Source organism: Vibrio aphrogenes (assembly GCF_002157735.2).
GTDB lineage: Bacteria > Pseudomonadota > Gammaproteobacteria > Enterobacterales > Vibrionaceae > Vibrio > Vibrio aphrogenes.
Map to the genome: position 1 here is coordinate 578,272 of NZ_AP018689.1, position 25,964 is coordinate 604,235.

At 42.3% G+C, this 25,964-nt stretch carries 21 protein-coding genes; 16 read left to right on the forward strand and 5 right to left on the reverse strand.

Annotation, left to right across the window (positions count from 1 at the left end):
* From hisS to VCA1004_RS02745, 5 genes are all read left to right on the forward strand, one after another.
* Positions 1–1,269 (forward strand): histidine--tRNA ligase, encoded by a 1,269-nt coding sequence (gene hisS / locus VCA1004_RS02725; RefSeq protein ID WP_086982306.1) that lies wholly within the window; start codon positions 1–3, stop codon positions 1,267–1,269.
* Between the two features lie 31 nt (positions 1,270–1,300).
* Positions 1,301–1,918 carry a YfgM family protein gene (locus tag VCA1004_RS02730; protein ID WP_086982307.1) on the forward strand — a complete coding sequence of 206 codons (618 nt, stop codon included), beginning with the start codon at positions 1,301–1,303 and terminating at the stop codon, positions 1,916–1,918.
* A 12-nt stretch (positions 1,919–1,930) separates the two neighbouring features.
* A complete protein-coding gene (bamB, locus tag VCA1004_RS02735) occupies positions 1,931–3,097 on the forward strand; it encodes an outer membrane protein assembly factor BamB (RefSeq protein ID WP_086982308.1) in 1,167 nt (388 codons plus the stop codon).
* Between the two features lie 244 nt (positions 3,098–3,341).
* Complete coding sequence (der, locus tag VCA1004_RS02740; RefSeq protein ID WP_086982309.1) at positions 3,342–4,847, forward strand: ribosome biogenesis GTPase Der; 1,506 nt, start codon at positions 3,342–3,344, stop codon at positions 4,845–4,847.
* Between the two features lie 361 nt (positions 4,848–5,208).
* Positions 5,209–5,457, forward strand: a complete 249-nt coding sequence (locus VCA1004_RS02745) for a zinc ribbon domain-containing protein (RefSeq protein ID WP_086982310.1) — start codon at positions 5,209–5,211, stop codon at positions 5,455–5,457.
* A 78-nt stretch (positions 5,458–5,535) separates the two neighbouring features.
* Here the strand turns inward: VCA1004_RS02745 and xseA are convergent, their stop codons facing one another.
* On the reverse strand, positions 5,536–6,873 hold the full coding sequence (gene xseA / locus VCA1004_RS02750; RefSeq protein ID WP_408646869.1) for an exodeoxyribonuclease VII large subunit: 1,338 nt from the start codon (positions 6,871–6,873) through the stop codon (positions 5,536–5,538).
* A 362-nt stretch (positions 6,874–7,235) separates the two neighbouring features.
* Here xseA and guaB point away from each other — a divergent pair, with 362 nt between their 5' ends.
* Entirely contained in the window at positions 7,236–8,699 is a 1,464-nt protein-coding gene (gene guaB, locus VCA1004_RS02755; RefSeq protein WP_086982311.1) for an IMP dehydrogenase, read from the forward strand.
* Between the two features lie 289 nt (positions 8,700–8,988).
* Positions 8,989–10,566, forward strand: a complete 1,578-nt coding sequence (gene guaA, locus VCA1004_RS02760; protein WP_086982313.1) for a glutamine-hydrolyzing GMP synthase — start codon at positions 8,989–8,991, stop codon at positions 10,564–10,566.
* Positions 10,567–10,647: 81 nt separating this feature from the next.
* On the opposite strand, the gene VCA1004_RS02765 is transcribed toward guaA, so the two are convergent.
* Together VCA1004_RS02765 and VCA1004_RS02770 are read right to left on the reverse strand one after the other, a co-directional pair.
* The gene (locus tag VCA1004_RS02765) at positions 10,648–10,932 is read right to left on the reverse strand and encodes a hypothetical protein (protein WP_086982315.1); all 285 of its coding nucleotides are present in this window, start codon (positions 10,930–10,932) and stop codon (positions 10,648–10,650) included.
* Positions 10,933–10,957: 25 nt separating this feature from the next.
* Positions 10,958–12,022, reverse strand: coding sequence for a Gfo/Idh/MocA family oxidoreductase (locus tag VCA1004_RS02770; RefSeq protein ID WP_086982317.1), 1,065 nt, complete (start codon positions 12,020–12,022; stop codon positions 10,958–10,960).
* A gap of 98 nt (positions 12,023–12,120) precedes the next feature.
* Between VCA1004_RS02770 and VCA1004_RS02775 the strand changes: the two genes are divergently transcribed.
* Together VCA1004_RS02775 and VCA1004_RS02780 are read left to right on the forward strand one after the other, a co-directional pair.
* A complete protein-coding gene (locus VCA1004_RS02775) occupies positions 12,121–12,945 on the forward strand; it encodes an ion transporter (RefSeq protein WP_086982319.1) in 825 nt (274 codons plus the stop codon).
* A 442-nt stretch (positions 12,946–13,387) separates the two neighbouring features.
* On the forward strand, positions 13,388–14,632 hold the full coding sequence (locus tag VCA1004_RS02780) for a mechanosensitive ion channel family protein (protein WP_086982321.1): 1,245 nt from the start codon (positions 13,388–13,390) through the stop codon (positions 14,630–14,632).
* Between the two features lie 31 nt (positions 14,633–14,663).
* Here the strand turns inward: VCA1004_RS02780 and VCA1004_RS02785 are convergent, their stop codons facing one another.
* Positions 14,664–15,521 (reverse strand): LysR substrate-binding domain-containing protein, encoded by an 858-nt coding sequence (locus tag VCA1004_RS02785; protein WP_086982323.1) that lies wholly within the window; start codon positions 15,519–15,521, stop codon positions 14,664–14,666.
* 186 nt (positions 15,522–15,707) lie between these two features.
* Between VCA1004_RS02785 and VCA1004_RS02790 the strand changes: the two genes are divergently transcribed.
* Positions 15,708–16,832, forward strand: coding sequence for an S-(hydroxymethyl)glutathione dehydrogenase/class III alcohol dehydrogenase (locus VCA1004_RS02790; RefSeq protein ID WP_086982325.1), 1,125 nt, complete (start codon positions 15,708–15,710; stop codon positions 16,830–16,832).
* 481 nt (positions 16,833–17,313) lie between these two features.
* Positions 17,314–18,153: an S-formylglutathione hydrolase gene (gene fghA, locus VCA1004_RS02795; protein ID WP_086982327.1), complete on the forward strand. Its 840-nt coding sequence runs from the start codon at positions 17,314–17,316 to the stop codon at positions 18,151–18,153.
* Positions 18,154–18,254: 101 nt separating this feature from the next.
* On the opposite strand, the gene VCA1004_RS02800 is transcribed toward fghA, so the two are convergent.
* Positions 18,255–20,207: a BCCT family transporter gene (locus tag VCA1004_RS02800; protein ID WP_086982329.1), complete on the reverse strand. Its 1,953-nt coding sequence runs from the start codon at positions 20,205–20,207 to the stop codon at positions 18,255–18,257.
* 606 nt (positions 20,208–20,813) lie between these two features.
* On the opposite strand from VCA1004_RS02800, the gene cyoA reads away from it, so the two are divergent.
* The 5 genes from cyoA to cyoE are packed head-to-tail and all read left to right on the forward strand — an operon-like array spanning position 20,814 to position 25,598.
* Positions 20,814–21,731: a ubiquinol oxidase subunit II gene (gene cyoA, locus VCA1004_RS02805; protein WP_086982331.1), complete on the forward strand. Its 918-nt coding sequence runs from the start codon at positions 20,814–20,816 to the stop codon at positions 21,729–21,731.
* A 14-nt stretch (positions 21,732–21,745) separates the two neighbouring features.
* Entirely contained in the window at positions 21,746–23,791 is a 2,046-nt protein-coding gene (gene cyoB / locus VCA1004_RS02810; RefSeq protein WP_086982333.1) for a cytochrome o ubiquinol oxidase subunit I, read from the forward strand.
* Complete coding sequence (gene cyoC / locus VCA1004_RS02815; RefSeq protein WP_232012614.1) at positions 23,781–24,392, forward strand: cytochrome o ubiquinol oxidase subunit III; 612 nt, start codon at positions 23,781–23,783, stop codon at positions 24,390–24,392. The genes cyoB and cyoC overlap by 11 nt, the downstream gene beginning before the upstream one ends.
* Positions 24,392–24,718, forward strand: coding sequence for a cytochrome o ubiquinol oxidase subunit IV (gene cyoD / locus VCA1004_RS02820; protein ID WP_086982334.1), 327 nt, complete (start codon positions 24,392–24,394; stop codon positions 24,716–24,718). The genes cyoC and cyoD overlap by 1 nt, the downstream gene beginning before the upstream one ends.
* 10 nt (positions 24,719–24,728) lie before the next feature.
* Positions 24,729–25,598 carry a heme o synthase gene (gene cyoE / locus VCA1004_RS02825; RefSeq protein ID WP_086982336.1) on the forward strand — a complete coding sequence of 290 codons (870 nt, stop codon included), beginning with the start codon at positions 24,729–24,731 and terminating at the stop codon, positions 25,596–25,598.
* Positions 25,599–25,964: the final 366 nt, after the last annotated feature.

The following is a 25,964-nucleotide window of genomic DNA, read 5'->3' on the forward strand; positions in this document are numbered from 1 at the left end:
GTGAGTAAAACAATTCAAGCAATTCGAGGCATGAACGATTGCCTTCCAACACAATCTCCGCTTTGGCATAAAGTGGAAGACGCGGTAAAACGTGTTGTCAGTTCATACGGTTACAGTGAAATCCGTATGCCTATCGTGGAGATGACTAACTTATTTAAACGTGCGATCGGTGAAGTGACCGATGTGGTTGAAAAGGAAATGTACACATTTGAAGACCGCAATGGTGATAGCTTAACCTTGCGTCCTGAAGGTACAGCCGGTTGTGTACGCGCAGGTATCGAAAATGGTCTGATTTACAACCAAGAGCAACGTCTTTGGTATGTGGGCCCGATGTTCCGTCATGAACGCCCACAGAAAGGTCGTTACCGCCAATTCCACCAAGTGGGTGTGGAAGTGTTTGGGTTACAAGGCCCAGATGTCGATGCTGAATTAATCATGATGACCGCACGTTTATGGCGTGAATTAGGTCTTGATAAACATGTTCGTTTAGAGCTGAATTCCATTGGTTCTTTAGAAGCGCGTCAACATTACCGTAGCGTATTGATTGAGTTTTTAGAGCAACACATGGACGTTCTGGATGAAGACAGTAAACGTCGTATGTACACCAATCCATTGCGTGTTCTGGATACCAAAAATCCTGATATCCAAGCGATTTTAGTTGATGCACCGCAACTTGCTGATTATCTTGATGATGATTCAAAAGCACACTTTGCTGGCTTATGTGAATTATTGGATGCAGCGGGCATTGAATACCAAGTCAATCAACGTCTTGTCCGTGGTTTGGATTACTACAACAAAACAGTATTTGAGTGGATCACCGAAAGCCTAGGTTCACAAGGTACCGTATGTGGTGGTGGTCGCTATGATGGTTTAGTTGAGCAATTAGGTGGTAAACCAGCTCCAGCGGTTGGCTTTGCAATGGGGCTAGAGCGTTTAGTTCTGATGCTAGAAACCTTAGAGCTGAATGACGTTCGTAAAGCCGTTGATGTGTATTTAGTCACTGCGGGTGAAGGCACATTGATTAACGGAATGAAGTTAGCCGAACAGCTACGTGAATCTGTATCAGGCTTACGTCTTATGACGCACTTCGGTGGCGGTAACTTTAAAAAACAATTTAAGCGTGCCGATAAAGTGGGCGCATCCATTGCTTTAGTATTAGGTGAAAATGAAGTTGCAGAAGGCACGGTTGTCGTAAAAGATTTGACCGGTGGTGAGCAACAAACCATGGCGCAATCAGAGGTTGCCGCTTACTTAGCAAGCATTATTTAATTATTGGATTGAATTTTTAAGAGGACAGGACGTGAGTATCTACGACGCTGACGAAGAACAACAAGTAGAAGCAATTAAAGATTGGTGGCGTGCGAATGGTAAAGCTGTCGTGATCGGTATCGTGGTCGGTATTGGTGGCATTATCGGTTGGCGTTATTATCAAGATTCTTTAGCTAATGCCCAAGAATCGGCTTCTCACAGTTATACTGCTGTGGTTTCTAACCTTGAAGCAAAAGGCTTAGAGGCAACGGAATCGGCCCAAGATTTTATCAATAATTACGATACCACCTCTTATGCGGTATTAACCTCATTGCAATTAGCTCAAGTGCAGGTCCAAGCCAATAAACTGGATGATGCCTTAACGCAATTACAATGGGCGAAAGCGCATACCAAAGATGACACTTTAATACCGATGATTGCTTATCGTACCGCGCGCGTGCAGGCTGCTAAAGGTCAATACGATGAAGCGATTAACACCGTAACCGAAGTGAAATCAGATGCTTGGAAAGCTCGCAATCAAGAGCTATTAGGCGATATTTATCTGCTTAAAGGTGATAAAGATTCAGCTGAAAAAGCGTATACACAAGCTCAGCAAGATGGCTCAAACAGCCAAGTGCTACAAATCAAACTAGATGATCTTGCAAAGTAAAGGATGTCTTGCATGAAAAAAATGTTCAACCGTAGTCTAGCCATGTCACTTGTTGCATTAGGTTTATTTGGCTGTGCTGGAGAAGAAGACACCATTGTGATGGCACCTCTACCTGTGGTCGAGAGTCAATTTACTCCGGCAACGGAATGGACGGCATCGATTGGTGATGGTGTTGGGCATTATTTTTCAAAGTTATCCCCTGTTTATGCCTATGGAAAAGTGTTTGTAGCGAGCCGTGATGGTGAAGTCAAAGCACTGGATCCTGAAACGGGTAAAACGCTTTGGGAAGTTGATCTTGAAGGCGATCAACCTGCTCGTTTGTCTGGTGGACTAACCGCTTCTTATGACAAGCTGTATATTGGCGATGAAAATGGTCAAGCGTTTGCATTGTCAGTCGATGATGGTTCGGTTGTTTGGAAAAAAGACATTGACGGTGAAGTGCTGGCTAAACCATTAGCCGACGAAAGCTTAGTGATGTTCCATACCAGCAAAGGTACATTAGTTGCCCTAAAAGAAGATTCTGGTGAGCCGTTTTGGGAAATCAATAATGACGTTCCCAACCTGACCTTGAGAGGGGACAGTTCACCGGTGTCGATTTCGGGTGGTGTGTTCTGGGGAATGGCTAACGGTCGTTTAGCCGCTGCATTGATTCAACGTGGTCAATTATTATGGCAACAACCGATTGGTACGCCAAAAGGTTCAACCGAAATTGATCGCTTAGTTGATGTGGATGCGTCGCCGTTAATCATAGGTTCAAATTTGTATGCGGTTGGAGTCAATGGTCAATTAGTGGCAATTGATTTACGCTCAGGCGCTCCGATGTGGAAACGAACCTATTCATCAGCCACTGATTTAGCCTCTGATGGCAGTCGTATTTTTGTGGTGACTGATAAAGATCATATTGCAGCCGTAGACGTTCGCAGTGGTACGCCTCTTTGGACAAATGATTCATTAGAGTACCGCCAATTAACCGCACCAGTTTTGATTAATCAATACTTAGTGGTGGCGGATGGAGAAGGCTATTTGCATTGGATTGATCGCGCAACCGGGAAATTTGTGGCTCAACAATTGATTGATGAAGATGGCATTGCGGTTCCTCCGGTGGAAACTGACGATGGCTTTGTTATCATCACCCGAGAGGGCGATATAAAGAAAATGCAGATCCCCGAAGGATCGTGATACAATACGCGCCCTGATTTTTTCAGTGTTTGATTGTGTGGCTCCTATCCATAACAGGTGAATAGGGGCCTTTGTTATTCTATCGATGACTTTTTTTATGAGTCGTGGATAGCATTATAATGCGATGGTTATCGCGATATGAATGAAAAGCGATAATCGTGCAGCCATAACGAATTAGTAGTTATAGGTAAACTCACTTTACCTATAACTACTCTAGGTTATTTAAGTATTAATTGAGGTATATATGATTCCAGTAGTTGCTCTTGTTGGGCGTCCAAACGTGGGTAAATCGACGTTATTTAACCGCCTAACGCGCACGCGTGATGCATTAGTGGCAGACTTTCCGGGCTTAACTCGGGATCGTAAATATGGTCAAGCTAAGTCAGGTGAGCATGAGTTCATCGTGATTGATACCGGTGGTATTGATGGCACTGAAGATGGTGTTGAAACCAAAATGGCGGAACAGTCTTTAGCTGCGATTGAGGAAGCGGACGTTGTATTATTCATGGTTGATGGTCGTGCTGGGCTAACCGTAGCCGATGAAGCGATTGCACGCCATTTACGTATGCGTGAAAAACCAAGCATGCTAGTAGTAAACAAAGTCGATGGTATTGATGCCGATGCTGCCTGTGCTGAGTTCTGGCAGCTTGGTATGGATAAAATTTATCAAATCGCAGCCGCCCATGGTCGTGGCGTAATGAGCTTGATTGATAAAGCTTTAAAACCTTTTTCTGATCAATTAGCCGAAGAAGAAGCAAAGCTTAATGGTGAAATTGAAGATCTGACCGGCCTGGTTGACGCAGAAGAAGAGCAACTAGAATACACCGAAGAAGAAGCGGAAGCTGAGTTTAAACGTCTGCAAGATCAGCCGATTAAACTGGCGATCATTGGTCGTCCAAACGTAGGTAAATCCACGCTGACTAACCGTATTTTAGGTGAAGAACGCGTGGTGGTTTACGATATGCCAGGAACAACTCGTGATTCGATCTATATTCCAATGAAGCGTGATGAGCGTGAATATGTCTTGATTGATACCGCAGGTGTACGTCGTCGTAAACGTATCAATGAAGCCGTTGAAAAATTCTCTGTGATCAAAACGCTAAAAGCGATCGAAGACGCTAACGTGGTTTTGGTGATCATTGATGCTCGTGAAAATATTTCCGATCAAGATCTAAGCTTATTGGGCTTTGCCTTAAATGCAGGGCGCTCTATTGTGATTGCCGTGAACAAATGGGATGGATTGGATACCGACGTAAAAGAACGCGTGAAAAAAGAATTGGATCGTCGTTTAGGTTTTGTTGACTTTGCTCGTATCCACTTTATTTCTGCCTTACACGGTACCGGAGTTGGCCATTTATTCGAATCAGTACAAGAAGCGTATAAATCAGCGACCACACGCGTGGGTACATCGGTACTGACTCGTATTATGAAAATGGCTCAAGATGATCATCAGCCACCACTGATCCGTGGTCGCCGTGTGAAAATGAAATACGCACACGCAGGTGGTTATAACCCACCGATTATTGTGGTGCACGGAAACCAAGTGAAAGAATTACCGGATTCTTACAAGCGTTATTTGATGAACTATTTCCGTCGTTCTTTGGAGATCATGGGCACGCCTATTCGTATTCAATTCCAGAATAGTGAAAACCCATTTGAAACCCAAGCACCAACGAAAAAATCTGGCTACTCTGACGATCAAAAACGTAAGAAGATGATGAGCCTTATCAAACGCGGACGTAAAAAATAGCGTTTACGACTTTATCGATTATCAATGCCACTCGTAATGAGTGGCATTTTTTTATCTAAAAGGTATGCTCAAAATGAATGAAAATGACAAGAACAGTAATATCTGCTGTTTTGTTACGATCGACGAGTTTTATCGGTCAAATTGGCTTTTTTCTTTTATATAAAATATCGGATCATTGGCTTTTTAAAATTTAATTTAGATTTTTATCCTTTTTAAAATTGAAATGCAGAATATGTAACTTATGCTTTCGGTATATGGTGATATAAATATTCTTAATGGGGTAGATCGCTGCTCATTAAGTAGAAAGCGTAAGATCAGATCAAGATCGAATGGTATTTATTGACAAAATATAAGGTGATAAATGGAAACGAATCTCTGCCCAGACTGCCAAAAAGCTCTGACTTGGATCTCAATAGAAAATCAGGCACAGGATCACTTCCATTGTTCTAGCTGTGAGAACGAATGGGTCATGCGGATGATGTGTCCAGACTGTCCAAGTGAACTAGAGCGCATTCAAGCTTGCGGCTCAACCAGCTATTTTTGCCCAAGCTGTAATGAATTAAAGTCCAAATCTCGCGTGATTCAAGATTGGCAAAAGAAAAAGCAGTAGAGGTTAAGTAATAAAATGAAAAGTAAAAAAAAGACACCACATCGCTGAGGTGTCTGGTTTTATATTACGGCGTGTGGGTTATACGATAACCGAAGCCACTTCCCCGTCACTAAAGCGAGTAATGATGGTATCGCCCGATTGAAGTTGCTGACGGCTTGTGAGCACTGCCCCTTTGCTATCACGAGTGATCGAGTAGCCACGCTTTAAGGTTGAAAGCGGGCTTACGGTATCGAGCTTTTCAGCTTGTAATGCCAGCTTGTATTGTTGATCACGTAAGGTGCGATGGATGGCTTGGATCAAACGTGCTTGATAAGTATGTAAACGATCTTGATGACGTTCAATGGTTTTGGTTGGAGAGTAAAAACCAAGGGATTGCTCTGTACGATGTAATTGAACTTGCAAACGTTGTAAATGAGCGTGAATGGCACGTGATAATCGAATTTGTAATTCATCGAGTCGTTGGCTTTGCTTATCCAATTGATAACGAGGGTGCTGTTTTTCTAATGAAAATTGCAATTGACTCAAACGACTTTTTTGTTGATGGGAGTAATGACGCCAAGCGGCCAGCAAATCGCGCTGTTTAGCCAATAAGGTATGTGCTTTATGGCTATTATCACGGCTGACTAATTCGGCGGCGGCAGATGGAGTAGGGGCGCGAACATCGGCCACAAAGTCAGCTATGGTGACATCAATTTCATGTCCAACGGCACTAACAACCGGAATTTGGCTAGCGGCAATAGTACGTACGACAATTTCATGGTTAAAGCACCACAGATCTTCTAAAGAGCCACCACCACGACCGACGATTAAAATATCACATTCATTACGACTATTGGCGCGACCTATCGCTTGAGCTATTTTGTAAGCCGCCTCTTCTCCTTGGACCATAGTGGGGTAAATCACCACCGGTAAGCTAGGGTCACGACGCTTTAAGACATCTAAAATATCGTATAAAGCGGCCCCAGTTTTTGAGGTGACAATCCCGATACGCTTGGGGTTATCGGGTAAGGGCTTTTTAAGATGCTGAGCAAATAAGCCTTCACCAGCCAGTTTCATTTTCAGTTCATCGAACATTTGTTGTAAACGTCCATCACCTTCTGGCTGCATGCTTTCTATGATTAGCTGATAATCCCCACGTGGCTCATAAAGAGATAAGCGAGCTTTCACTAATACTTGATTACCATTGTTGGGTTTAAAAGTGACACGGCGGTTATTGCCTTTGAACATGGCGCATTTTACTTGAGCACGCGCATCTTTTAACGAGAAGTACCAATGGCCTGAAACTGGCGCTGAAAAATTGGAGAGTTCTCCAACTAGCCACACGATGCCCATTTCATTTTCAAGTAACATGCGCACTTCCGCATTTAAACGTGAAACGGTAAAAATATTGGCATTCGTATTGGTGGTGATAGACATTGTAACTCTCATCAATGGGCATATTTAACTGCCTAAGATTATCACGTTTCTTTCCGTTTCATTGATGGAGGCTTAAAATTTGTCTAAAAATGGCGAAAGAGAATCAATTTAGGCGCTCTTTTTGCTTTTCATTAAAACGTTTGCACTAAGCGAGTTTCTTGTGAATTCAGGCTGTTGAGACGATTTTTAGTGAATTCACTTAATTTTAATAAAGAAACAGTGAAAAATGGCTGGCAAACCGATTGCCTGAGGCGTATAATCCCGCTGCAATATCAAATCCCAAATTCATTTTGTTATGCGAAACGATGAAATGAATCAACCACGGGGTTTATCCTTCTAACACTCTTATGTGAGATATTGCAATGCTACGAATCGCCAAAGAAGCTTTAACGTTTGATGACGTACTGCTCGTCCCAGCACACTCCACTGTTCTTCCTAATACAGCTGATCTTCGCACTCAGTTGACTAAAAAGATCACACTTAATGTTCCAATGATCTCTGCCGCTATGGATACGGTAACAGAAGCTCGTTTAGCCATTGCTCTCGCTCAAGAAGGCGGGATCGGTTTTATTCACAAGAATATGTCGATTGAACAACAAGCCGAGCAAGTTCGCTTAGTTAAAATTTACGAAGCGGGTGTGGTAAGTAATCCTGTGACAGTTCGTCCGACTGATACGATTGCTGATGTGAAAGCATTAACTCAAAAACATGGCTTTGCTGGTTTCCCTGTTGTAACAGAAAGCAACGAACTGGTTGGTATCATTACTGGCCGTGATGTTCGCTTCGTAACTGATTTAACGAAAAAAGTTGAAGTACTGATGACGCCAAAAGATCGTTTGGCTTCAGTAAAAGAAGGCGCATCAATGAGTGATGTTCAACAATGCATGCAAGCGCATCGTGTTGAAAAAGTACTGGTTGTTAATGATGCTTTCCAACTGTCAGGCATGATCACAGCCAAAGACTTCCAAAAAGCAGAAAGCAAACCAAACGCTTGTAAAGATGAGCGTGGCCGTTTACGTGTTGGCGCAGCTGTTGGTGCAGGTGCTGGTAATGAAGAACGCGTGAAAGCATTAGTGGAAGCGGGTGTTGATGTCCTACTTATCGACTCTTCACATGGTCACTCACAAGGTGTATTAGACCGCATTAAAGAAACTCGTGCGTTATACCCAGATCTACAAATCATCGGTGGTAACGTGGCAACAGCGGCGGGTGCTCGCGCACTTATCGACGCTGGTGTTGATGCCGTAAAAGTGGGTATTGGCCCTGGTTCTATCTGTACGACTCGTATCGTAACAGGTGTTGGTGTTCCACAAATTACAGCTATTTCTGAAGCGGCAAGTGCAGCCGAAGAATTTGGTATTCCAGTGATTGCCGACGGTGGTATTCGTTTCTCTGGTGATATCTGTAAAGCGATTGCTGCGGGTGCCTCTTGTGTGATGGTAGGTTCAATGTTTGCTGGTACAGAAGAAGCACCAGGCGAAGTGATCCTTTACCAAGGTCGTTCATACAAATCTTACCGTGGTATGGGCTCTTTAGGTGCGATGTCTCAAGGTTCATCTGATCGTTACTTCCAATCAGATAACGCAGCAGACAAGCTTGTTCCTGAAGGAATCGAAGGTCGTATTGCTTATAAAGGTCACCTAAAAGAAATCATCCATCAACAAATGGGCGGTTTACGTTCAAGCATGGGCTTGACAGGCAGTGCTACTATTGAAGATATGCGTACGAAAGCCGAATTTGTTCGTATCTCTGGCGCAGGTATGCAAGAGTCGCATGTTCATGACGTGCAAATCACTAAAGAAGCACCAAATTACCGCTTAGGTTAAGATTTTTATTTCTCACAGGTTATTAAGTTCAATAACTGTGTTGAATGTGCTCATTGACTAGCGTCAACTCCGCGTATTCGCCTTGTTCTGGAACTTAATTCCGGTGTGAGAAATTAAAAATTTGCATAGTAAAAGAATTTATAAAGGTGTGAGTTGTTGAGTTAGAAATGCAAAAGTATGCTTTTCGAAACTCGAAACTCGAAACTCGAAACTCGAAACTCGAAACTCGAAACTCGAAACTCGAAACTCACACCATTATCAACCTTGATTTGATTATTAGAGAAAACGAATGACGACCAATATTCATGCTCAGCGTATTTTAATTTTAGACTTTGGCTCTCAATACACTCAGTTGATTGCTCGCCGTATCCGTGAAATCGGTGTGTACTGTGAACTATGGAGCTGGGATGTAGATGAAGCGGATATCCGTGAATTCAATCCAAACGGTATTATCTTATCTGGTGGCCCAGAAAGTGTGACAGAGGCAGGTTCTCCACGTGCACCTGAATATGTCTTTAACGCTGGCGTACCAGTATTTGGTATCTGCTACGGCATGCAAACCATGTCTGAGCAATTGGGCGGTAAAGTAGCGGGCTCGAACGAACGTGAGTTTGGTTACGCGCAAGTGAAAATGGTTGAAGAGTGTGAACTGTTCAAAAACATTGAAGATGCGATTGCTGAAGATGGCAAACCACTATTGGATGTTTGGATGAGTCACGGTGACAAAGTAGTTGAGATCCCAAATGATTTCACCAAAGTTGCTCAAACAGATACTTGCCCATACGCCGCGATGGCAAACGATGAAAAACGTTTCTATGGCGTACAATTCCACCCAGAAGTGACTCATACTCGTCAAGGCTTACGCATGTTAGAGAACTTTGTTCTGAACATCTGTGGTTGTGACAAACTATGGACCCCATCTTCTATCATTGAAGACGCTGTTGCTCGTATTAAAGAGCAAGTTGGTGATGATGAAGTGATTCTAGGTCTATCTGGTGGTGTTGATTCATCTGTCGTTGCTATGCTGATCCACCGTGCGATTGGCCCTAAACTGACTTGTGTATTCGTAGATAACGGCTTATTACGTTTAAACGAAGCAGAGCAAGTAATGGAAATGTTTGGCGATCACTTCGGTCTTAACATCATCCACGTTGATGCTGAAAACCGTTTCTTAGATGCACTAGGTGGCGAAGCTGAACCAGAAGCGAAACGTAAGATCATTGGCCGCGTATTCGTTGAGATCTTTGATGAAGAGTCGAAGAAACTGAAAAACGCAAAATGGTTAGCTCAAGGTACAATTTACCCAGACGTCATCGAATCAGCGGCATCAAAAACTGGCAAAGCACACGTAATCAAATCACACCATAACGTAGGTGGCCTACCTGACGACATGGCAATGGGCTTAGTTGAACCATTACGTGAATTGTTTAAAGATGAAGTGCGTAAGATTGGCCTTGAATTAGGTCTTCCATACAATATGCTGTACCGTCACCCATTCCCTGGTCCAGGCCTAGGTGTGCGTGTACTGGGCGAAGTGAAGAAAGAGTACTGTGACTTACTACGTCGCGCGGATGCTATCTTCATTGAAGAACTACATGCTGCGGATCTTTACCATAAAGTGTCACAAGCGTTCACGGTATTCTTACCAGTACGTTCTGTTGGCGTTATGGGTGATGGCCGTAAATACGATTGGGTTGTGTCACTACGCGCAGTAGAAACGATCGACTTTATGACCGCACATTGGGCGCAATTACCTTACGACTTCCTAGGTAAAGTGTCTAACCGTATCATCAACGAAATCGATGGTATCTCTCGTGTCGTTTACGATATCTCTGGTAAGCCACCAGCGACAATCGAGTGGGAATAATCCTCCTTTAAGAAAGGTCTGGCATTAACAGGCACCAAATCAACCTTAAGTCCGCGTAATTGCGGACTTTTTTTATCTTCTCTATTTCTGGATTTTTAGCTTTCTTGCCTTTTCAATGATTTCAACAGGTAGCCTATTTGAGTTGATAATTATATCTAAAGCATCCAGAGCACGGTTTTTATCAAATATCCGTTTAGACTGAGAAATTCTAGTTTTACAACCAGATTCATAATAACCCTCAGCTTTCATTAAATGCTCGATAAGATCTTCTCTTGACCAATTTGGGTTTTGAAATAAATCATAATATTTTACAAAGCATGCTTTTCCTATCGAATGTAAGCTTCGTTCTAATTGTTTATCATCCATATATTTCTCTTTTAATTGAACCTATTTAAATTAGCTTTTGATACTTCCTATGTCCCACAATTGATTCCATGATATTCAAAACGATCAACCCTTGTTGCTCGGTTACTGGCATTTCGGTGTTGTCACGAATCGCTTGATAGGTATCGAGATAAAACTGGGTGTAATGCTGGTGGATGGGCGCTATTAGCTCATGATGATCGTTAAAGTAAATGGTGCAAGTACCTTGAGCGGTGTCTTGACCAAAGCTTGGCGTATCAAGGAAGATGCCTTGTTTTAAATCGCGCTCTTGTTGGTCAATTTGATATTTTTCAACTGTCGCGTTGGTGGCATTGATTATCCAGCGGGGCGGCTCTTTGACGATCAATTGTGAGAAACGAATACGCACGCGTAAATTGCCGTAAACCAGTTTAATATCATAATGATCTTCTGGAACGCCATTTTCTTGAGTGTGATCCATTTGGTAGCTCAAACCTTCACCAAGGTAGTAATTCTTTTGGTTAGCAATGTCATAAATCACCTCATCGGGCTCGCCATATAGCGACACAATTTGGTCGAGAAAATGCACGGCATGACCATACACGCTGCCATCATATAGGTAGCCAGAATGCTCGGCACCATCGGTTCGATAATGCGTATGGTTAGATTCGATTTCCATTACTTTGCCAATATCTTGGCGCTTTAACACGTTTTTAATAGTAAGAAAGTCACTGTCATAACGGCGGTTTTGGTAGGGCGTGATACGAACCTGGTGTTGTTTGGCGAGTTGGAAGAGATCTTGAGCTTGTGCGAGCGTATCGCAAAATGGCTTTTCGACAATCACATGCTTACCCGCGCAGATGGCTTGTTTGGCTAATTCATAATGGGTACTGGCTGGGGTAGTAATAACAATTAACTCAACAGGGCTGTCTAACAAAGATTGCAGAGTTTCAAAGCGTTGAATGTGGTTATTGAGATTAGGATAAAGCATGTCAAATTGTCGCGTACCCCGGGTGTAATACCCTGTTACTTCAAACTTGTTTGCCGCATCAATAAAAGGCATATGATAGCGGTTCGTGCTTTTTCCAAAGCCAATAAAACCCAGTTTCATCATGACAACGTCCTCGTTGAATGTTCATTTTTGAGCTATTTACCATACAGGGTGAGACTGACACTGTTAACCATAATTCGTAATTTTTTAAGGTGATGTGATTGGAACAGACAAAGACATTCCGCCATTTACAAAATGCATTTAAACGTATTGATAAAAGCAATACATTCCAATGGTTTGTGATTGCGGTCATTGTTATTTCAGCGTTAACCGTCGGCGCTCATACTTATTCTTTGCCTCCGACTATTGAGTCAGCATTGAACATTATGGACATCGCGATCACGGTCTTCTTTTTAATCGAGCTGGTCATTCGCTATCTCGCTAGTGATGGCTTTCGCGCTTTCTTTAAAAAAGGATGGAATATCTTTGACACCATCATAGTGATCGGCAGTTTGTATCCAGCGGCGGGTTCAACCATGTTTGTTGCTCGTTTATTACGTATTTTCCGAGTGCTGCGTTTGGTTTCTATGGTGCCGGAATTACGGGTGCTGGTGAATGCACTTATCAAAGCCATTCCGCAGATGGGGTACATTGGCTTATTGATGTTCGTTATTTTCTATATTTATGCCGCCGTTGGCAGTATGTTATTTGCAGATATTAATCCAACGTTGTGGAGTGATGTGTCGATTTCGATGTTGACCTTATTTCGAGTCGCCACCTTTGAAGATTGGACGGATGTGATGTACGAAACCATGCAAGTCTATTCACTAAGTTGGATCTATTACCTCACGTTTATCTTCTTAACGGCTTTCATTTTCTTAAATATGATGGTGGGGACGATTTTAGAAGTGATGTCAGAAGAGCATAAGCAATTGCGTGAAGAAAGGGCACCAGAACAAGATAAGCTTGCTACCTCAAAAGAAATTCAAGAGCTGCATCAAAAACTGGAGCAATTACAACGCTCTCTTCATCAATTGAAGGATTAACTGTTAGCTGAGGGGGGCGATTAAGAACAATGATCTCAAGCCGGAATAGTATCAAGGTGATTGCTATCAAAATTATTGATAAATAAGGAAAACCCGGTCGAAAATCACAGTGGGGAAAGGTACACTGTCAATACGATATTGATTGCATTTTTACAAACTAATACTACCCAAATGGCGGTCATGGGATCGTCATGATTTCTATTGAGCTAGTGCGTTAGATTTCCATTAAGCTAACGCCTTATGATAATACCAATCGTACTAATTATCTGACCATCTAATTAGTACGCTTAGTATAAGCGGATAGCCTATCGGTATTATTGATTGGCAAAGACATCCTGATTATTACAACTTTTGTAAGGAAAGGATTATTTTACCAGTAGTTAGTTTAAAAAATGCGTCAGATTTTATAATGTTCTCTGATGTTGTCTTTTAAGGTGTGGTTATGTATCAGAATGTACTAAATTGGTTTGAGGAGCTCGGCGTCCCCTTACAACAAATGCTTCCGGTGGCGAAAGCTCTCGGTCTTATTGTCATTATTGCGATTATTATTCATTTATTCCTTCATCGAGGAGTATTGAGATGGATTAAAAATCGCGCCAATGTCTCAGGTGGGATCTGGCGAGGTATCGTTGCTAATGAAAATTTATTTAGCCGTTTAGCGCTGTTAATTCAAGGTTCGGTCATCGGTATTCAAGCTAAGTTATGGCTCTCTCAAGAAAGTTTTATCCGAGAAGCCATCATGACTGCCGTTGCCTTGTGGGTCGTGATTTATACCTTGCTGGTGGTGTTTTCAATTTTAGATGTAATTGAACGGGCGGTAAGTCGTACACAAGCCGGTAAAAACATGCCAATACGCGGCATCATGCAAAGTTTGAAGATCATCTTCTTTGTGGTTGCAGCGCTGCTTATTACCTCGATTTTAATTGGTAAATCACCGGTCATCCTATTAAGTGGTTTAGGTGCCATGACCGCCGTCATCATGTTGGTCTTTAAAGATCCAATATTAGGCTTAGTGGCTGGGGTTCAATTATCTGCCAATAAAATGTTAAGTGTGGGCGATTGGCTGGAAATGCCGAAATATGGGGCGGATGGTGATGTGATTGATATCAGTTTAACCACGGTAAAAGTGCAAAACTGGGATAAAACCATCACGACTATTCCAACTTATGCTCTAATTTCAGACTCGTTTAAAAACTGGAAAGGAATGCAAGATTCTGGGGGCCGCCGCATTAAACGCAGTGTGCTAATTGATGCTACCAGTGTGCATTTTCTTAAAAAAGAAGAAATTGGCTATTTAACCAAAGCACAATTATTAAAACCTTATTTGCTCAATAAAGTGGAAGAGTTAACGGAATATAACTCCAGTAATGACTTTGACCATGAGTGTGGTATTAACGGTCGCAAATTAACCAATCTCGGTAGTTTTAGGGCATATTTAGAACATTACCTTTATGCGCACCCACGTATTCACAAAGAAATGACGTTAATGGTTCGTCAAATGAGCCCAACCCATGAAGGGATCTCGTTAGAGGTGTATTGCTTTACCAATACCACGGCTTGGTTAGAATATGAGTCGATTCAATCGGATATTTTTGATCATATTTATGCGGTATTGCCGGAATTTGATCTTCGAGTATCACAAGCGCCAACCGGTAATGATTTCCGTCAATGGCAAGCTCGTCCCTAAGCTAAAGAGAATCTTGGTCAGCAGCGCAGGCTTAGGCCGGTAAATGTTGGTCAAGATAATCCAGCAACAAGCGCACTTTAGTGGATAAAGTATGGTTGTGTGGGTACACCGCCCACACACCATCATTTTTAGGCTGATGTGATTCAAACAGCGAGATAAGCTGCCCCGATTCGAGATAACTCTGCACGTAATAATCTGGCAACTGCACAATCCCAATCCCTTTTAATGCAGCATCTAAGAGTGCGTAACCATTATTGCAACTCAACCCGCCTTTAATCGTGATCTTACGATGATGAAAACGCCAATAATTGAGCGTACCAACTAAACAGTTATGCTTTTTTAAATCATTTAAGTTTTCTGGTTGGCCCCATTGACGTAGGTATTTCGGTGCTGCGCAAAGGTACTGCTGACGAGAACGTAATTTTTTCGCCATCATACTGGAATCTTCTAATGGGCCGAGGCGAATGGCTAAGTCGACCTTTTCTTCGGTTAAATCGACCACTTGATTAGTGAGCCACAGTTCAATGTTGAGCTCAGGATAAGCGAGGTAAAAATCATTAATCAGAGGAGCCACATGGCTTTCCCCATAAGCGATCGGAACCGATATTTTGAGTCGACCTTGAGGACTATGATTTAAGTTTGTGACAGAGCGTTCTGCTTCGGTTAATTGATCTAAAATTGCTCGACATTGCTCGAAATATGACTGTCCGAGATCGGTGAGTTTGACTTGGCGGGTGGTGCGATAAAATAAACGAATGGCGAGACGCTTCTCTAATTGATTAATTTGGCGACTCACTTGCGCAGTTGAGACGTTGAGTTGTTTAGCCGCTAAGGTGAAGCTTCCGGTTTCAGCGACAGCCACAAATTCTGAAATTCCTTGCCACTGCATATTTATCACCTATATGTATTAATCTTTCTAATATTTTATCTATTATTGTATATATGTAAAAGTGTTTTACTTATTCAAGTCTTATCATTTCGCCATTGGTGTCTATACTGAATGGATATCTTAAGTGGTGAGCTTGATAAAAAAGCCGCTGACTTATTCCCTGAGATTAATGAGTAAGGAATTGAAATGACAGCACAAGTAATTCAATCACGCGCCGCCGTTGCTTGGAAAGCAGGTGAGCCATTAACAATGGAAACTGTGGATGTGATGCCGCCACAAGCGGGTGAGGTACGTGTAAAAATTATTGCAACTGGCGTATGTCATACCGATGCTTTTACCTTATCTGGCGATGATCCAGAAGGCGTCTTTCCTGCCATTTTAGGTCACGAGGGCGGCGGTATCGTTGAATCAGTAGGGGAAGGCGTGACTTCACTAAAAGTTGGGGATCACGTTATTCCACTTTACACGGCAGAATGTGGCAAATGTAAATTCTGTACTTCTGGTAAAACCAACTTGTGTTCCGCCGTACGTGAAACTCAAGGCAAAGGCTTAATGCCTGATGGAACGACTCGCTTTTCAATCAATGGCGAGCCAATCTTCCACTATATGGGCTGCTCTACCTTCTCTGAATATACGGTTCTGCCTGAAATATCACTGGCAAAAGTGAACCCGCAAGCCGACTTAAAAGAAGTGTGCCTGTTAGGTTGTGGCGTAACAACGGGTATGGGGGCGGTGACGAATACCGCTAAGGTTCAACCGGGTGATACTGTTGCGATCTTTGGCCTGGGTGGCATTGGTTTATCGGCGGTTATTGGCGCTGCAATGGCAAAAGCTGGGCGTATTATTGCGATTGATATTAATGAATCCAAATTTGAGTTAGCCAAGAAATTGGGCGCAACCGATGTGGTGAATCCAAAAGATTTCGATAAGCCAATACAAGAAGTGATCGTTGAAATGACCGATGGTGGTGTGGATTACTCTTTTGAATGTGTCGGTAATGTTCACTTAATGCGTTCGGCGTTAGAGTGTTGTCACAAAGGCTGGGGAGAATCGATCATTATTGGTGTGGCAGGGGCGGGTCAAGAAATCTCAACGCGTCCATTCCAATTAGTGACGGGCCGAGTCTGGAAAGGTTCGGCATTTGGTGGGGTGAAAGGGCGTTCTCAATTGCCTGATTATGTAGAACGTTATCTGCAAGGTGAATTCAAACTCAATGATTTCATTACTCATACTATGGGGCTTGAAGACATCAATAAAGCATTTGAATTGATGCATGAGGGTAAGAGTATCCGAACCGTCATTCATTATTAAGATACGTATCTAGGAAGCTCGTTGCTCGTGTCTCGAGGTAAAATACTTAAGATCGAGCAACAATAATAGGTGCATTCTTAGCGGTAAGCCCAATTACTTTGAAGATTGGTACGTAGTTAGGAAGCTCGTTGCTCGTGTCTCGAGGTAAAATACTTAAGATCGAACAACAATAATAAGTGCATTCTTAGCGGTAAGCCCAATTACTTTGAAGATTGGTACGTAGCTAGGAAACTCGTTGTTCGTATCTTGAGGTGAGATGCTTAAGATAGAGCAACAATAGTAGGGGCTTTTTTAGTTGTAAGTTCGATGAATTTTAAGGTTAAAGTGTAGCTTAGGGCTGTTGTTCTAGTCTTGGGAACGGGTATAGACTTTTCCGAGCTTCCGAGCTTCCGAGCTTCCGAGCTTCCGAGCTTCCGAGCTTCCGAGCTTCCGAGCTTCCGAGCTTCCGAGCTACGAGAAACGTATAAACGAGAACCGTATAATGAAACAACTCAATTCAAATAAATCGTTTGGTGGCTATCAGCAACAGTTCGAACATGAATCTAAAGTGTTGAATTGTACTATGCGCTTTTCGATTTTTATGCCGCCACAAGCCAGTGAGCAAAAAGTACCAGTTTTATATTGGTTGTCGGGGTTAACCTGCACTGATGAGAACTTTGTCCAAAAAGCCGGTGCGCAGCGAATAGCAGCAGAACTTGGCATTGCGATTGTCGCGCCGGATACCAGCCCACGAGGTGATGAGGTTGCGGATGATGAGGCTTATGACCTAGGCAAAGGGGCTGGCTTTTATTTAAATGCCACTCAAGAGCCGTGGGCTAAGCATTATCAAATGTACGATTACATTGCGTATGAGCTGCCAGCTTTGATTGAAGCGAATTTTGCCGTTAATGATAAACGTGCGATCTCTGGTCATTCGATGGGCGGGCATGGCGCATTAACCATTGGATTGCGCAATAGTCCGCGCTTTAAGTCGATTTCAGCGTTTAGCCCCATCGTGAGCCCTCTGCATTGTCCTTGGGGCCACAAAGCATTGACGGCTTATTTGGGGGATGATCAAGCATTATGGGTAAAATACGATGCAGTTGAGCTAATGAAAAAAATCAAAGGCAATGAAGCGTATTTACCGCCCATAAAACTGGACCAAGGGTTATCCGATAACTTTTTAGAGGAACAATTAAAGCCGCATTTATTAGAAAATGCCGCCAATGAGGTGGGCTACCCATTTCAGATTAATGTGCACTCTGGCTATGATCATAGCTATTTCTTTATTGCGAGTTTCATTGATGAGCATGTGAAGTTTCATGATCAGTATTTGAAGTAATACTAATTATCTGACCATCTAATTAGTGTGATTGGTATAATACTTAGGAAATAAGATAAGGGCAGCTCGGTGGCTGCCCTTATTCATTTTAAGGATGAAGTTTAACTGGCGACTTGGTGGGAAGGTTTTTCCTCTGTTGCCGAAGCATCTTGATGCTCTTGTTGATTTTTTTCTTTTATCAAAGCATTAAATGCTATACGTGCCTGCTGCGCTTCTTCAGATGCGGATAATTTCACTTCTTTGGCTGCCATCGCATCGGTTGTTAAACGTTCCAGTTCTTGTCGCATTTCAGGTGGAATGTCACCTAACTCTAAACCATTATCTCCATAAGTTAAGGCTTGCTCACGGATTTTCTTTTTCAATTTCCAAATGGCTTTTAATGCTGTACGTTCATCATTAGCGGCTTCTATCGCAGTTGCTTTGAGATCTTCAAACTTAGTTAAAGCTACCCCTTCGGTTGACCACGGGTCGACCTCTGGTAAGTCTTCGATATTAATGACAGGATCTTCATAACCATCTTGGTGTGATAAATCTAAAGAAGCTGCTTTTACGGTTGAAACCATTAGCATAAAAGCAATCGCAATTAATGGAATACCGCCGACAATAGCCGCCGTTTGTAATGTCGATAATCCACCCATAAACATCAGAACAGCAGGCATGAAAGATAACGTAAATGCCCAGAATAAGCGGTTCCAACGCATTGGTTCCTCAGTTACATTATTTTGCACTACAGAAGCTAGGATGTAAGAGATGGAATCAAAGGTTGTTGCTGTAAATAAAATACAAAGAATGGTAAATACAGCAATAACTGCGGTGCTCATAGGTAATTGTTCTAGCGTTGCGAAGATCGCTGCTGTTGTGCCTTGGTGTTGTAAAATCCCTACAACATCCACTGCACCGGTGAGCTGCAAAGATAATCCATAATTACCTAAAATCATAAAAAAGAGAAAGCATCCAAGCGAACCAAAGAAAATAGAGCCGACGACCATTTGTTTGATGGTACGTCCACGAGAAATACGAGCAATAAATAGCCCCATGCTTGGTGCGAAGACTAGCCACCAAGCCCAGTAGAAAATGGTCCAATCTTGTGGGAAGTGTGTATCTTTGAAATCACCTAATCCGCCAAAGGGTTCCGCCCAAGTGGCCATTCTAAAGAAATGAGTCAGCATACGCCCGAAAGCGTCTAACCCGGTCTCAATTAGAAAGTTGGTTGGGCCGACCAAAAAAACGAAGATTAATAAGCCAATAGCCCCCCAAAAATTGATATTACTTAAAAGTTGGATGCCTTTAGACATGCCGGCATAAGCGGAATAAGCAAAAATTAAAGTACAAACTAAGAGTACTCCGAGCTGAACTGTGGTGGTTTGTGGAATGCCAAATAGGTTGTTTAACCCTTCCGTAATTAGTGGTGCGGCAAGACCTAAGGTCGTTGCGCCACCACCGAGTAGACCAAAAATAAATAAAACATCAATCATTTTTCCTAGCCAACCATGAGCTCGTTTTTCACCAATAACGGGCATCAATGCTGCGGAAACTTTTAAGACGGGTTGTTTACGAACATAAAAGAAATAAGCAATCGGAATGGCTGGGACAAGATAAATTGACCAAGCGATAGGACCCCAATGGAAAATCCCATAAGTGGCTGCCCAGCGAATGGCTTCTTCACTTCCAGACTCTAACTGAAAGGGAGGTGATAGGTAATAGAAAGCCCATTCAATAGTCCCCCAATACAAAATACTGGCTCCAATACCACCACAAAATAGCATGGCAGCCCAAGAGCTGGTTTTAAATTCAGGTTGTTCATCCGGATCACCCAGTTTGATTTGACCAATATCTGAGAAAACGATGTAGATCATGAAGAAAAAGCTCGCTAAGCCCAAAATGAGGTACAAGATGCCGACTTCATCGGTCATAAAAGTTTTGGCTATTGCGATCCACTCTGCTCCTTTCTCTGGAAAAATAAGTAAAGGAACAACCGCGACAAAAAGCAGAAAAAGTGCTCCAAAGAAGGTGGGTTTATCAATAAGGGTGAAGGGATTTTTTTGCGTGTTCATGCATACTCCTTAGCAAAATACAGCAATCCATTTAAATCCATATTAAGTTTGTGGTTTTGGTGAAAGTAACATAAATGTTGCATTGGATGTAGTAAGAAAAAACAAAAATGATATCACGACAATGTATTTTTATTTTGCCGATAGAGGATTGTTATTATTGGTTTATTTTTATTTCTCATATCAATATCAATGGTACTAATTATCAGCTTAACCTTACTTGTTAAAAAGCTTAATAATAGCGTTTAACTTTTCGTTTATTCCTGTCCTATGTATTCACAAGCTCTTGTTATCATTTTTGGAAAATTAGTTCTCATTAATTTGTAATGAGAACGCGCTTACATGTAAGCATAATGTTGCAAATGTAACAATGTGTATTTGGTTGTAACCAAATTAGCTTTGTTATTCTCTTCTCTTAACTTAACGGTTTTCTGGCTATCGTGCCAATTGACTGAAAAGTAGTGAAATTTACTTGGTCGCAAATGAGCTGGTGTTGTTTGAATTTGCAACTAAAACTCATTTCAATCGATTTCATGGTTTTGCGTTGAACCGTGCCGCCGCAATGTTACACGACGGCGCTTTTCTTCGCCTTTAATATCGAGAATTAGAATGGAAGCCTCAAGATACAAAAACATTTTGTCACGGGGAGGGATGCTGTTAGCGCCTTTGCTGTTGTCAGGATGTGAATCTGCTTTGCTGGATCCGAAAGGGGTCATTGGCATTCAAGAAAAAGAATTGATCATCACCGCGTTATTACTGATGTTGATCGTTGTTATTCCTGTCATCTTGATGACGGTATTTTTTTCGTATAAATATCGTTCAACGAATCAAGAGGGGAAATACGATCCAGAATGGGCGCATTCAACCAAAATAGAAGTGGTGGTGTGGACAATTCCTATCATTATTATTGCCATTTTAGGCACGATCACTTGGCGTACAACTCATGAACTGGAGCAATCTAAGCCTCTCGTGAGTGAGATTGACCACATGACCATTGAAGTCGTTTCTTTAGATTGGAAATGGTTATTTATTTACCCGGAACAACATATAGCAACGGTCAATTATGTGGCTTTCCCTAAAGATGTGCCGATTAAATTCAAAGTCACCTCAGACAACATCATGAACTCCTTCTTTATTCCACGCTTGGGCAGTCAAATTTATGCCATGCCAGGCATGATGACGAGTGTGCATCTGATGGCTAATGAAGCGAATGATTATAAAGGGATTTCAGCCAGTTATAGCGGTGCTGGATTCTCTGGAATGAAATTTACTGCTCATGTCACTAACACACCTGAAGAATTTAATGACTGGGTCAAGTCGGTGAAACAGCAACCGAATGCCTTAGTGATGAAAGATTTTGATGGATATCGTGAATTGGCGAAACCGAGTGAGAATGTGCCGGTGACGTATTACTCCAGCGTTCCAGAACATTTATTTGCGGATGTGGTTAAGCAATATAAAGGATCTTTAAACTCAAGCGAACAAGGCATGAGTGAAGGGCATTCTATGGATATGGCGAAACAGTAAAGGTAGGAAATACTATGTTTGGAAGACTTTCTCTCGACAGCGTGCCATACCATGAACCTATTATCATGGTGACCTTGACGATCATTGCGATCGTGGGTTTAGCGGTTGTCGCAGCTATTACTCATTACGGTAAATGGCAATATTTATGGTCAGAATGGTTTACCTCGGTTGATCATAAAAAAATCGGTTTTATGTACATTGCGGTAGCCTTGATTATGTTGATTCGCGGCTTCTCAGATGCCGTGATGATGCGCAGTCAGCAGCTCCTTTCTTCGGCTGGTGAAGCAGGTTATCTGCCCCCTGAACACTATGACCAAATTTTTAGTGCTCACGGCGTGATCATGATTTTCTTTGTCGCCATGCCATTAATTATTGGTTTGATGAACATTGTGGTGCCGTTGCAAATCGGTGCTCGCGATGTGGCTTTCCCATATTTGAATAACCTGAGCTTTTGGTTGTTTGTGGTGGGCGTAATCTTAACTAATGTGTCTCTCGGTGTTGGGGAATTTGCCCGTACTGGTTGGTTGGCGTATCCACCATTATCTGGCATCAAAGCCAGCCCAGGAACAGGGGTAGATTATTGGATTTGGGCGCTGCAAATATCGGGTATAGGAACCACGTTATCAGGGGTTAACTTCTTTACCACGATCATGCGTATGCGGACGCCATCCATGCCGCTCATGAAAATGCCTGTCTTTACTTGGGCTTCATTGTGCGCCAACGTTTTGATCATTATTTCATTCCCAATTCTTACCGTGACGATTGCTCTATTAACGCTTGACCGTTACCTCGGAACCCATTTCTTTACCAATGATATGGGCGGTAACATGATGATGTACGTTAACTTAATTTGGGCATGGGGACACCCGGAAGTGTACATTCTGATCTTGCCTATTTTTGGTGTGTACTCTGAAGTGGTTGCCACCTTCTCACGTAAAAAACTGTTTGGTTACACCTCACTAGTTTGGGCAACCGTTGTGATCACCATCTTAGCCTTTGTCGTATGGTTACATCACTTCTTTACCATGGGTTCAGGGGCGAACGTTAATGCCTTCTTTGGGATTGCTACCATGATTATCTCAATTCCGACAGGGGTTAAGATCTTCAACTGGTTATTTACTATGTACCGTGGTCGTGTGGAATTTACCTCTCCAATGTTATGGATGATCGGTTTTCTTATTACCTTTACGGTTGGTGGGATGACAGGGGTACTGATGGCCGTACCTGGTGCCGATTTCGTATTACATAACAGTGTGTTCCTGATCGCGCATTTCCATAACGTGATTATTGGTGGGGTGGTGTTTGGCTGTTTCGCCGGTGTGACCTATTGGTTCCCGAAAGCCACGGGTTTTATGTTGGATGAAAAATGGGGCAAGCGTGCCTTCTGGTGCTGGATTATTGGTTTCTTATTTGCCTTTATTCCACTGTACGCCTTGGGCTTTATGGGGATGACTCGTCGTTTGAGCCAGCATATTGACCCTGAATACTTCCCGCTGTTAGCGACGGCAGCATTCGGTACTTTCATTATTTTCTGTGGCGTATTGTGTCAAGCGATGCAATTTATTGTCAGTATCCGCGACCGTGAACAAAACCGCGATCTGACCGGTGACCCATGGGATGGACGGACATTAGAGTGGGCAACATCATCACCACCGCCATTTTATAACTTTGCTAAGTCGCCAATGGGTGATGAGCTAGATGCTTTCTGGTATCAAAAACAAAATGGTGTCGCTGGGATTGAAGCTAAGCTGAACGAAAAAGAAGAATACACCCCGATTCACATGCCGAAAAATACCGCAACAGGGTTAGTGATTTCTGGATTCTCTTTGATTTTCGGTTTTGCCATGATTTGGTATATCTGGTGGCTCGCCATTGTGGGAGTTGTCGGCGTTATTGTGACTGCCATTGTTCACAGCTTTAATGAAGACCGAGATTATTACGTGACGGTAGAAGAAATTAAAGCTATTGAACAAGCCCATAAAGAACAGCTGAAAAAAGCCCAAGCACAACAAACTAATCCGTCAGATGATGAAGATATGGAGGTCGATTATGCACGCTAATTCGCTAGCTGAGCATGGTCAGCATGATGATCACGATCATCATGACGCAAATGAGATGAAGCAATACGGCTTCTGGATTTACTTGATGAGTGACTGCATTTTATTTGGCTCTTTATTTGCCACTTATGCTGTCTTAGTCAATGCCACTGCGGGTGGACCAACCGGAAAGGATATTTTTGAACTTCCGTTTGTCTTCGTTGAAACCATGCTGTTGCTCTTAAGTAGTATCACTTTTGGTTTTGGCATTATTGCAATGAAGCGTGAAGATGTTACCGGTTTAAAACGTTGGTTATTGATCACCGCGCTACTGGGGCTGGGCTTTATTGCGATGGAAGTTTATGAATTTCATCACTTAATAGCGGAAGGCTTCGGTCCACAGCGCAGTGCGTTCTTATCGGCCTTCTTTACCTTGGTTGGTACTCACGGTTTACACGTTACTTTTGGCCTTATTTGGTTGACGGTGTGTTATTACCAACTAAATAGCAAAGGCTTGAATGACTTAATGAAGGGCCGTTTTTACTGCTTAAGTTTATTCTGGCACTTCTTAGACATCGTATGGATTTGTGTCTTTACCATCGTGTATTTATTGGGGGTAGTGTAATGTCTAATTCATCGGTATCTAAAAACCATGACCAGTCTGGTGCGAAAGGTTATCTGATTGGCTTTGTGGCTTCACTTATTCTGACGATTATCCCATTTTACTTTGCCTATACTGGGATAGTGTCGCGTGAAACCACGATTGAGATTTTGATCATCACCGCCGTGGCTCAATTACTGGTTCATCTGGTGTATTTTTTACACATGGACAGCTCAGAGAAGGGCAAGTTTAACGCCTTGTCTTTCGCCTTCACCGTCGTGATTGTCTTTATTGTGGTCGCTGGGTCTATTTGGATCATGTGGAACCTAAACCACAATATGATGATGTAGGTTGAGACTGATGTTAAAAGAATACGTATCCATCACCAAACCGGGCATCATCATCGGGAATTTGATTTCTGTATTGGCAGGCTATTTTTTAGCTGCAAAATCGGAGCCAGTCACCTTGGCATTACTTGGCTATACCTTGCTTGGTGTGGGGTTAGTGATTGCCTCTGGCTGCGTGATCAATAATATTTTTGATCGAGATATCGATTTGAAAATGTCACGTACCCAACAGCGCATCCTAGTGCAAGGTGGCATCAAGGTGGATCATGCCTTTTTGTACGCCATAGTGATGCTGTTACTGGGCACTGGTTTGTTGTACAAAATGGCTAATCCGTTATCTGCGGTGATGGTCTTGCTCGGTTACGTTTTTTACGTGTTCTTTTATACCATGTGGTACAAGCGCACCTCGGTATACGGCACCTTAGTTGGCAGTGTATCGGGGGCGATTCCACCTTTGGTTGGTTACTTAGCCGTGACCAATTACATTAGTTTAGAAGCGGTTTTATTGTTTGGGTTGTTTTGTCTATGGCAAATGCCGCATTCTTATGCGATTGCGATGTTTAGAATGCAGGACTACCAACAAGCGGGTATTCCGGTATTGCCAGTGGTAAAAGGAATACAAAAGGCTCGTCAACATATGATGGCTTATGTCGTGGCGTTTTCTTTGGTCGCCTTTGGGCTTTATGCTTTTGGTCATACGGGGTATGAATATTTAATTGTGGCGGCAATCTCTTGCTACTCTTGGTCTAAGGTCACTTTTAAACGTATGGATGACAGTGATTATATCCAATGGTCTAAATCAGTATTCAAAACCTCGTTGCTGGTGGTAATGGCATTCAGCACTGTCTTAGGGGTGGAGCTCATTCCATTTAGCTTGAGTTAGTGAAAGTTTATTTTTACAGGGTTAAAAAGAGCTAGTTGAAAATACGCTGAACGCCATGAAAAAACGTCTTTTTTAAAGTAAATTAACATTTCAAAAATAATGGTTTAACTTTAAAGAAATGTAAGCATAATTAATAAAATGTAATCAGGTTGTTTTTAAGGTGTTGTGTGTTTTCTTTCACTGAGCAATCGAGTTACAGCCTGATTATCGCTGAAATAACCAGATGTTGTTTCAATTGGAATAGCGATTAATCGTGAATAAAATCTAGTCCAACTCCAAGTTAAACTAGTGGTAAATGAAAAACACCAAGTCTCCCCAACTTGGTGTTTTTTTACTTTTAGCATCATTTAGTTATTGGATCATTTT

Bases quoted from the DNA above. Each gene is read 5' to 3' on its own strand.
- bamB (WP_086982308.1), top strand. From the start codon at position 1,931: ATGAAAAAAATGTTCAACCGTAGTCTAGCCATGTCACTTGTTGCATTA.
- der (WP_086982309.1), top strand. From the start codon at position 3,342: ATGATTCCAGTAGTTGCTCTTGTTGGGCGTCCAAACGTGGGTAAATCG.
- VCA1004_RS02745 (WP_086982310.1), top strand. From the start codon at position 5,209: ATGGAAACGAATCTCTGCCCAGACTGCCAAAAAGCTCTGACTTGGATC.
- xseA (WP_408646869.1), bottom strand. From the start codon at position 6,873: ATGTCTATCACCACCAATACGAATGCCAATATTTTTACCGTTTCACGT.
- guaB (WP_086982311.1), top strand. From the start codon at position 7,236: ATGCTACGAATCGCCAAAGAAGCTTTAACGTTTGATGACGTACTGCTC.
- guaA (WP_086982313.1), top strand. From the start codon at position 8,989: ATGACGACCAATATTCATGCTCAGCGTATTTTAATTTTAGACTTTGGC.
- VCA1004_RS02765 (WP_086982315.1), bottom strand. From the start codon at position 10,932: ATGGATGATAAACAATTAGAACGAAGCTTACATTCGATAGGAAAAGCA.
- VCA1004_RS02770 (WP_086982317.1), bottom strand. From the start codon at position 12,022: ATGATGAAACTGGGTTTTATTGGCTTTGGAAAAAGCACGAACCGCTAT.
- VCA1004_RS02780 (WP_086982321.1), top strand. From the start codon at position 13,388: ATGTATCAGAATGTACTAAATTGGTTTGAGGAGCTCGGCGTCCCCTTA.
- VCA1004_RS02785 (WP_086982323.1), bottom strand. From the start codon at position 15,521: ATGCAGTGGCAAGGAATTTCAGAATTTGTGGCTGTCGCTGAAACCGGA.
- VCA1004_RS02790 (WP_086982325.1), top strand. From the start codon at position 15,708: ATGACAGCACAAGTAATTCAATCACGCGCCGCCGTTGCTTGGAAAGCA.
- fghA (WP_086982327.1), top strand. From the start codon at position 17,314: ATGAAACAACTCAATTCAAATAAATCGTTTGGTGGCTATCAGCAACAG.
- VCA1004_RS02800 (WP_086982329.1), bottom strand. From the start codon at position 20,207: ATGAACACGCAAAAAAATCCCTTCACCCTTATTGATAAACCCACCTTC.
- cyoA (WP_086982331.1), top strand. From the start codon at position 20,814: ATGGAAGCCTCAAGATACAAAAACATTTTGTCACGGGGAGGGATGCTG.
- cyoB (WP_086982333.1), top strand. From the start codon at position 21,746: ATGTTTGGAAGACTTTCTCTCGACAGCGTGCCATACCATGAACCTATT.
- cyoC (WP_232012614.1), top strand. From the start codon at position 23,781: ATGCACGCTAATTCGCTAGCTGAGCATGGTCAGCATGATGATCACGAT.
- cyoD (WP_086982334.1), top strand. From the start codon at position 24,392: ATGTCTAATTCATCGGTATCTAAAAACCATGACCAGTCTGGTGCGAAA.
- cyoE (WP_086982336.1), top strand. From the start codon at position 24,729: ATGTTAAAAGAATACGTATCCATCACCAAACCGGGCATCATCATCGGG.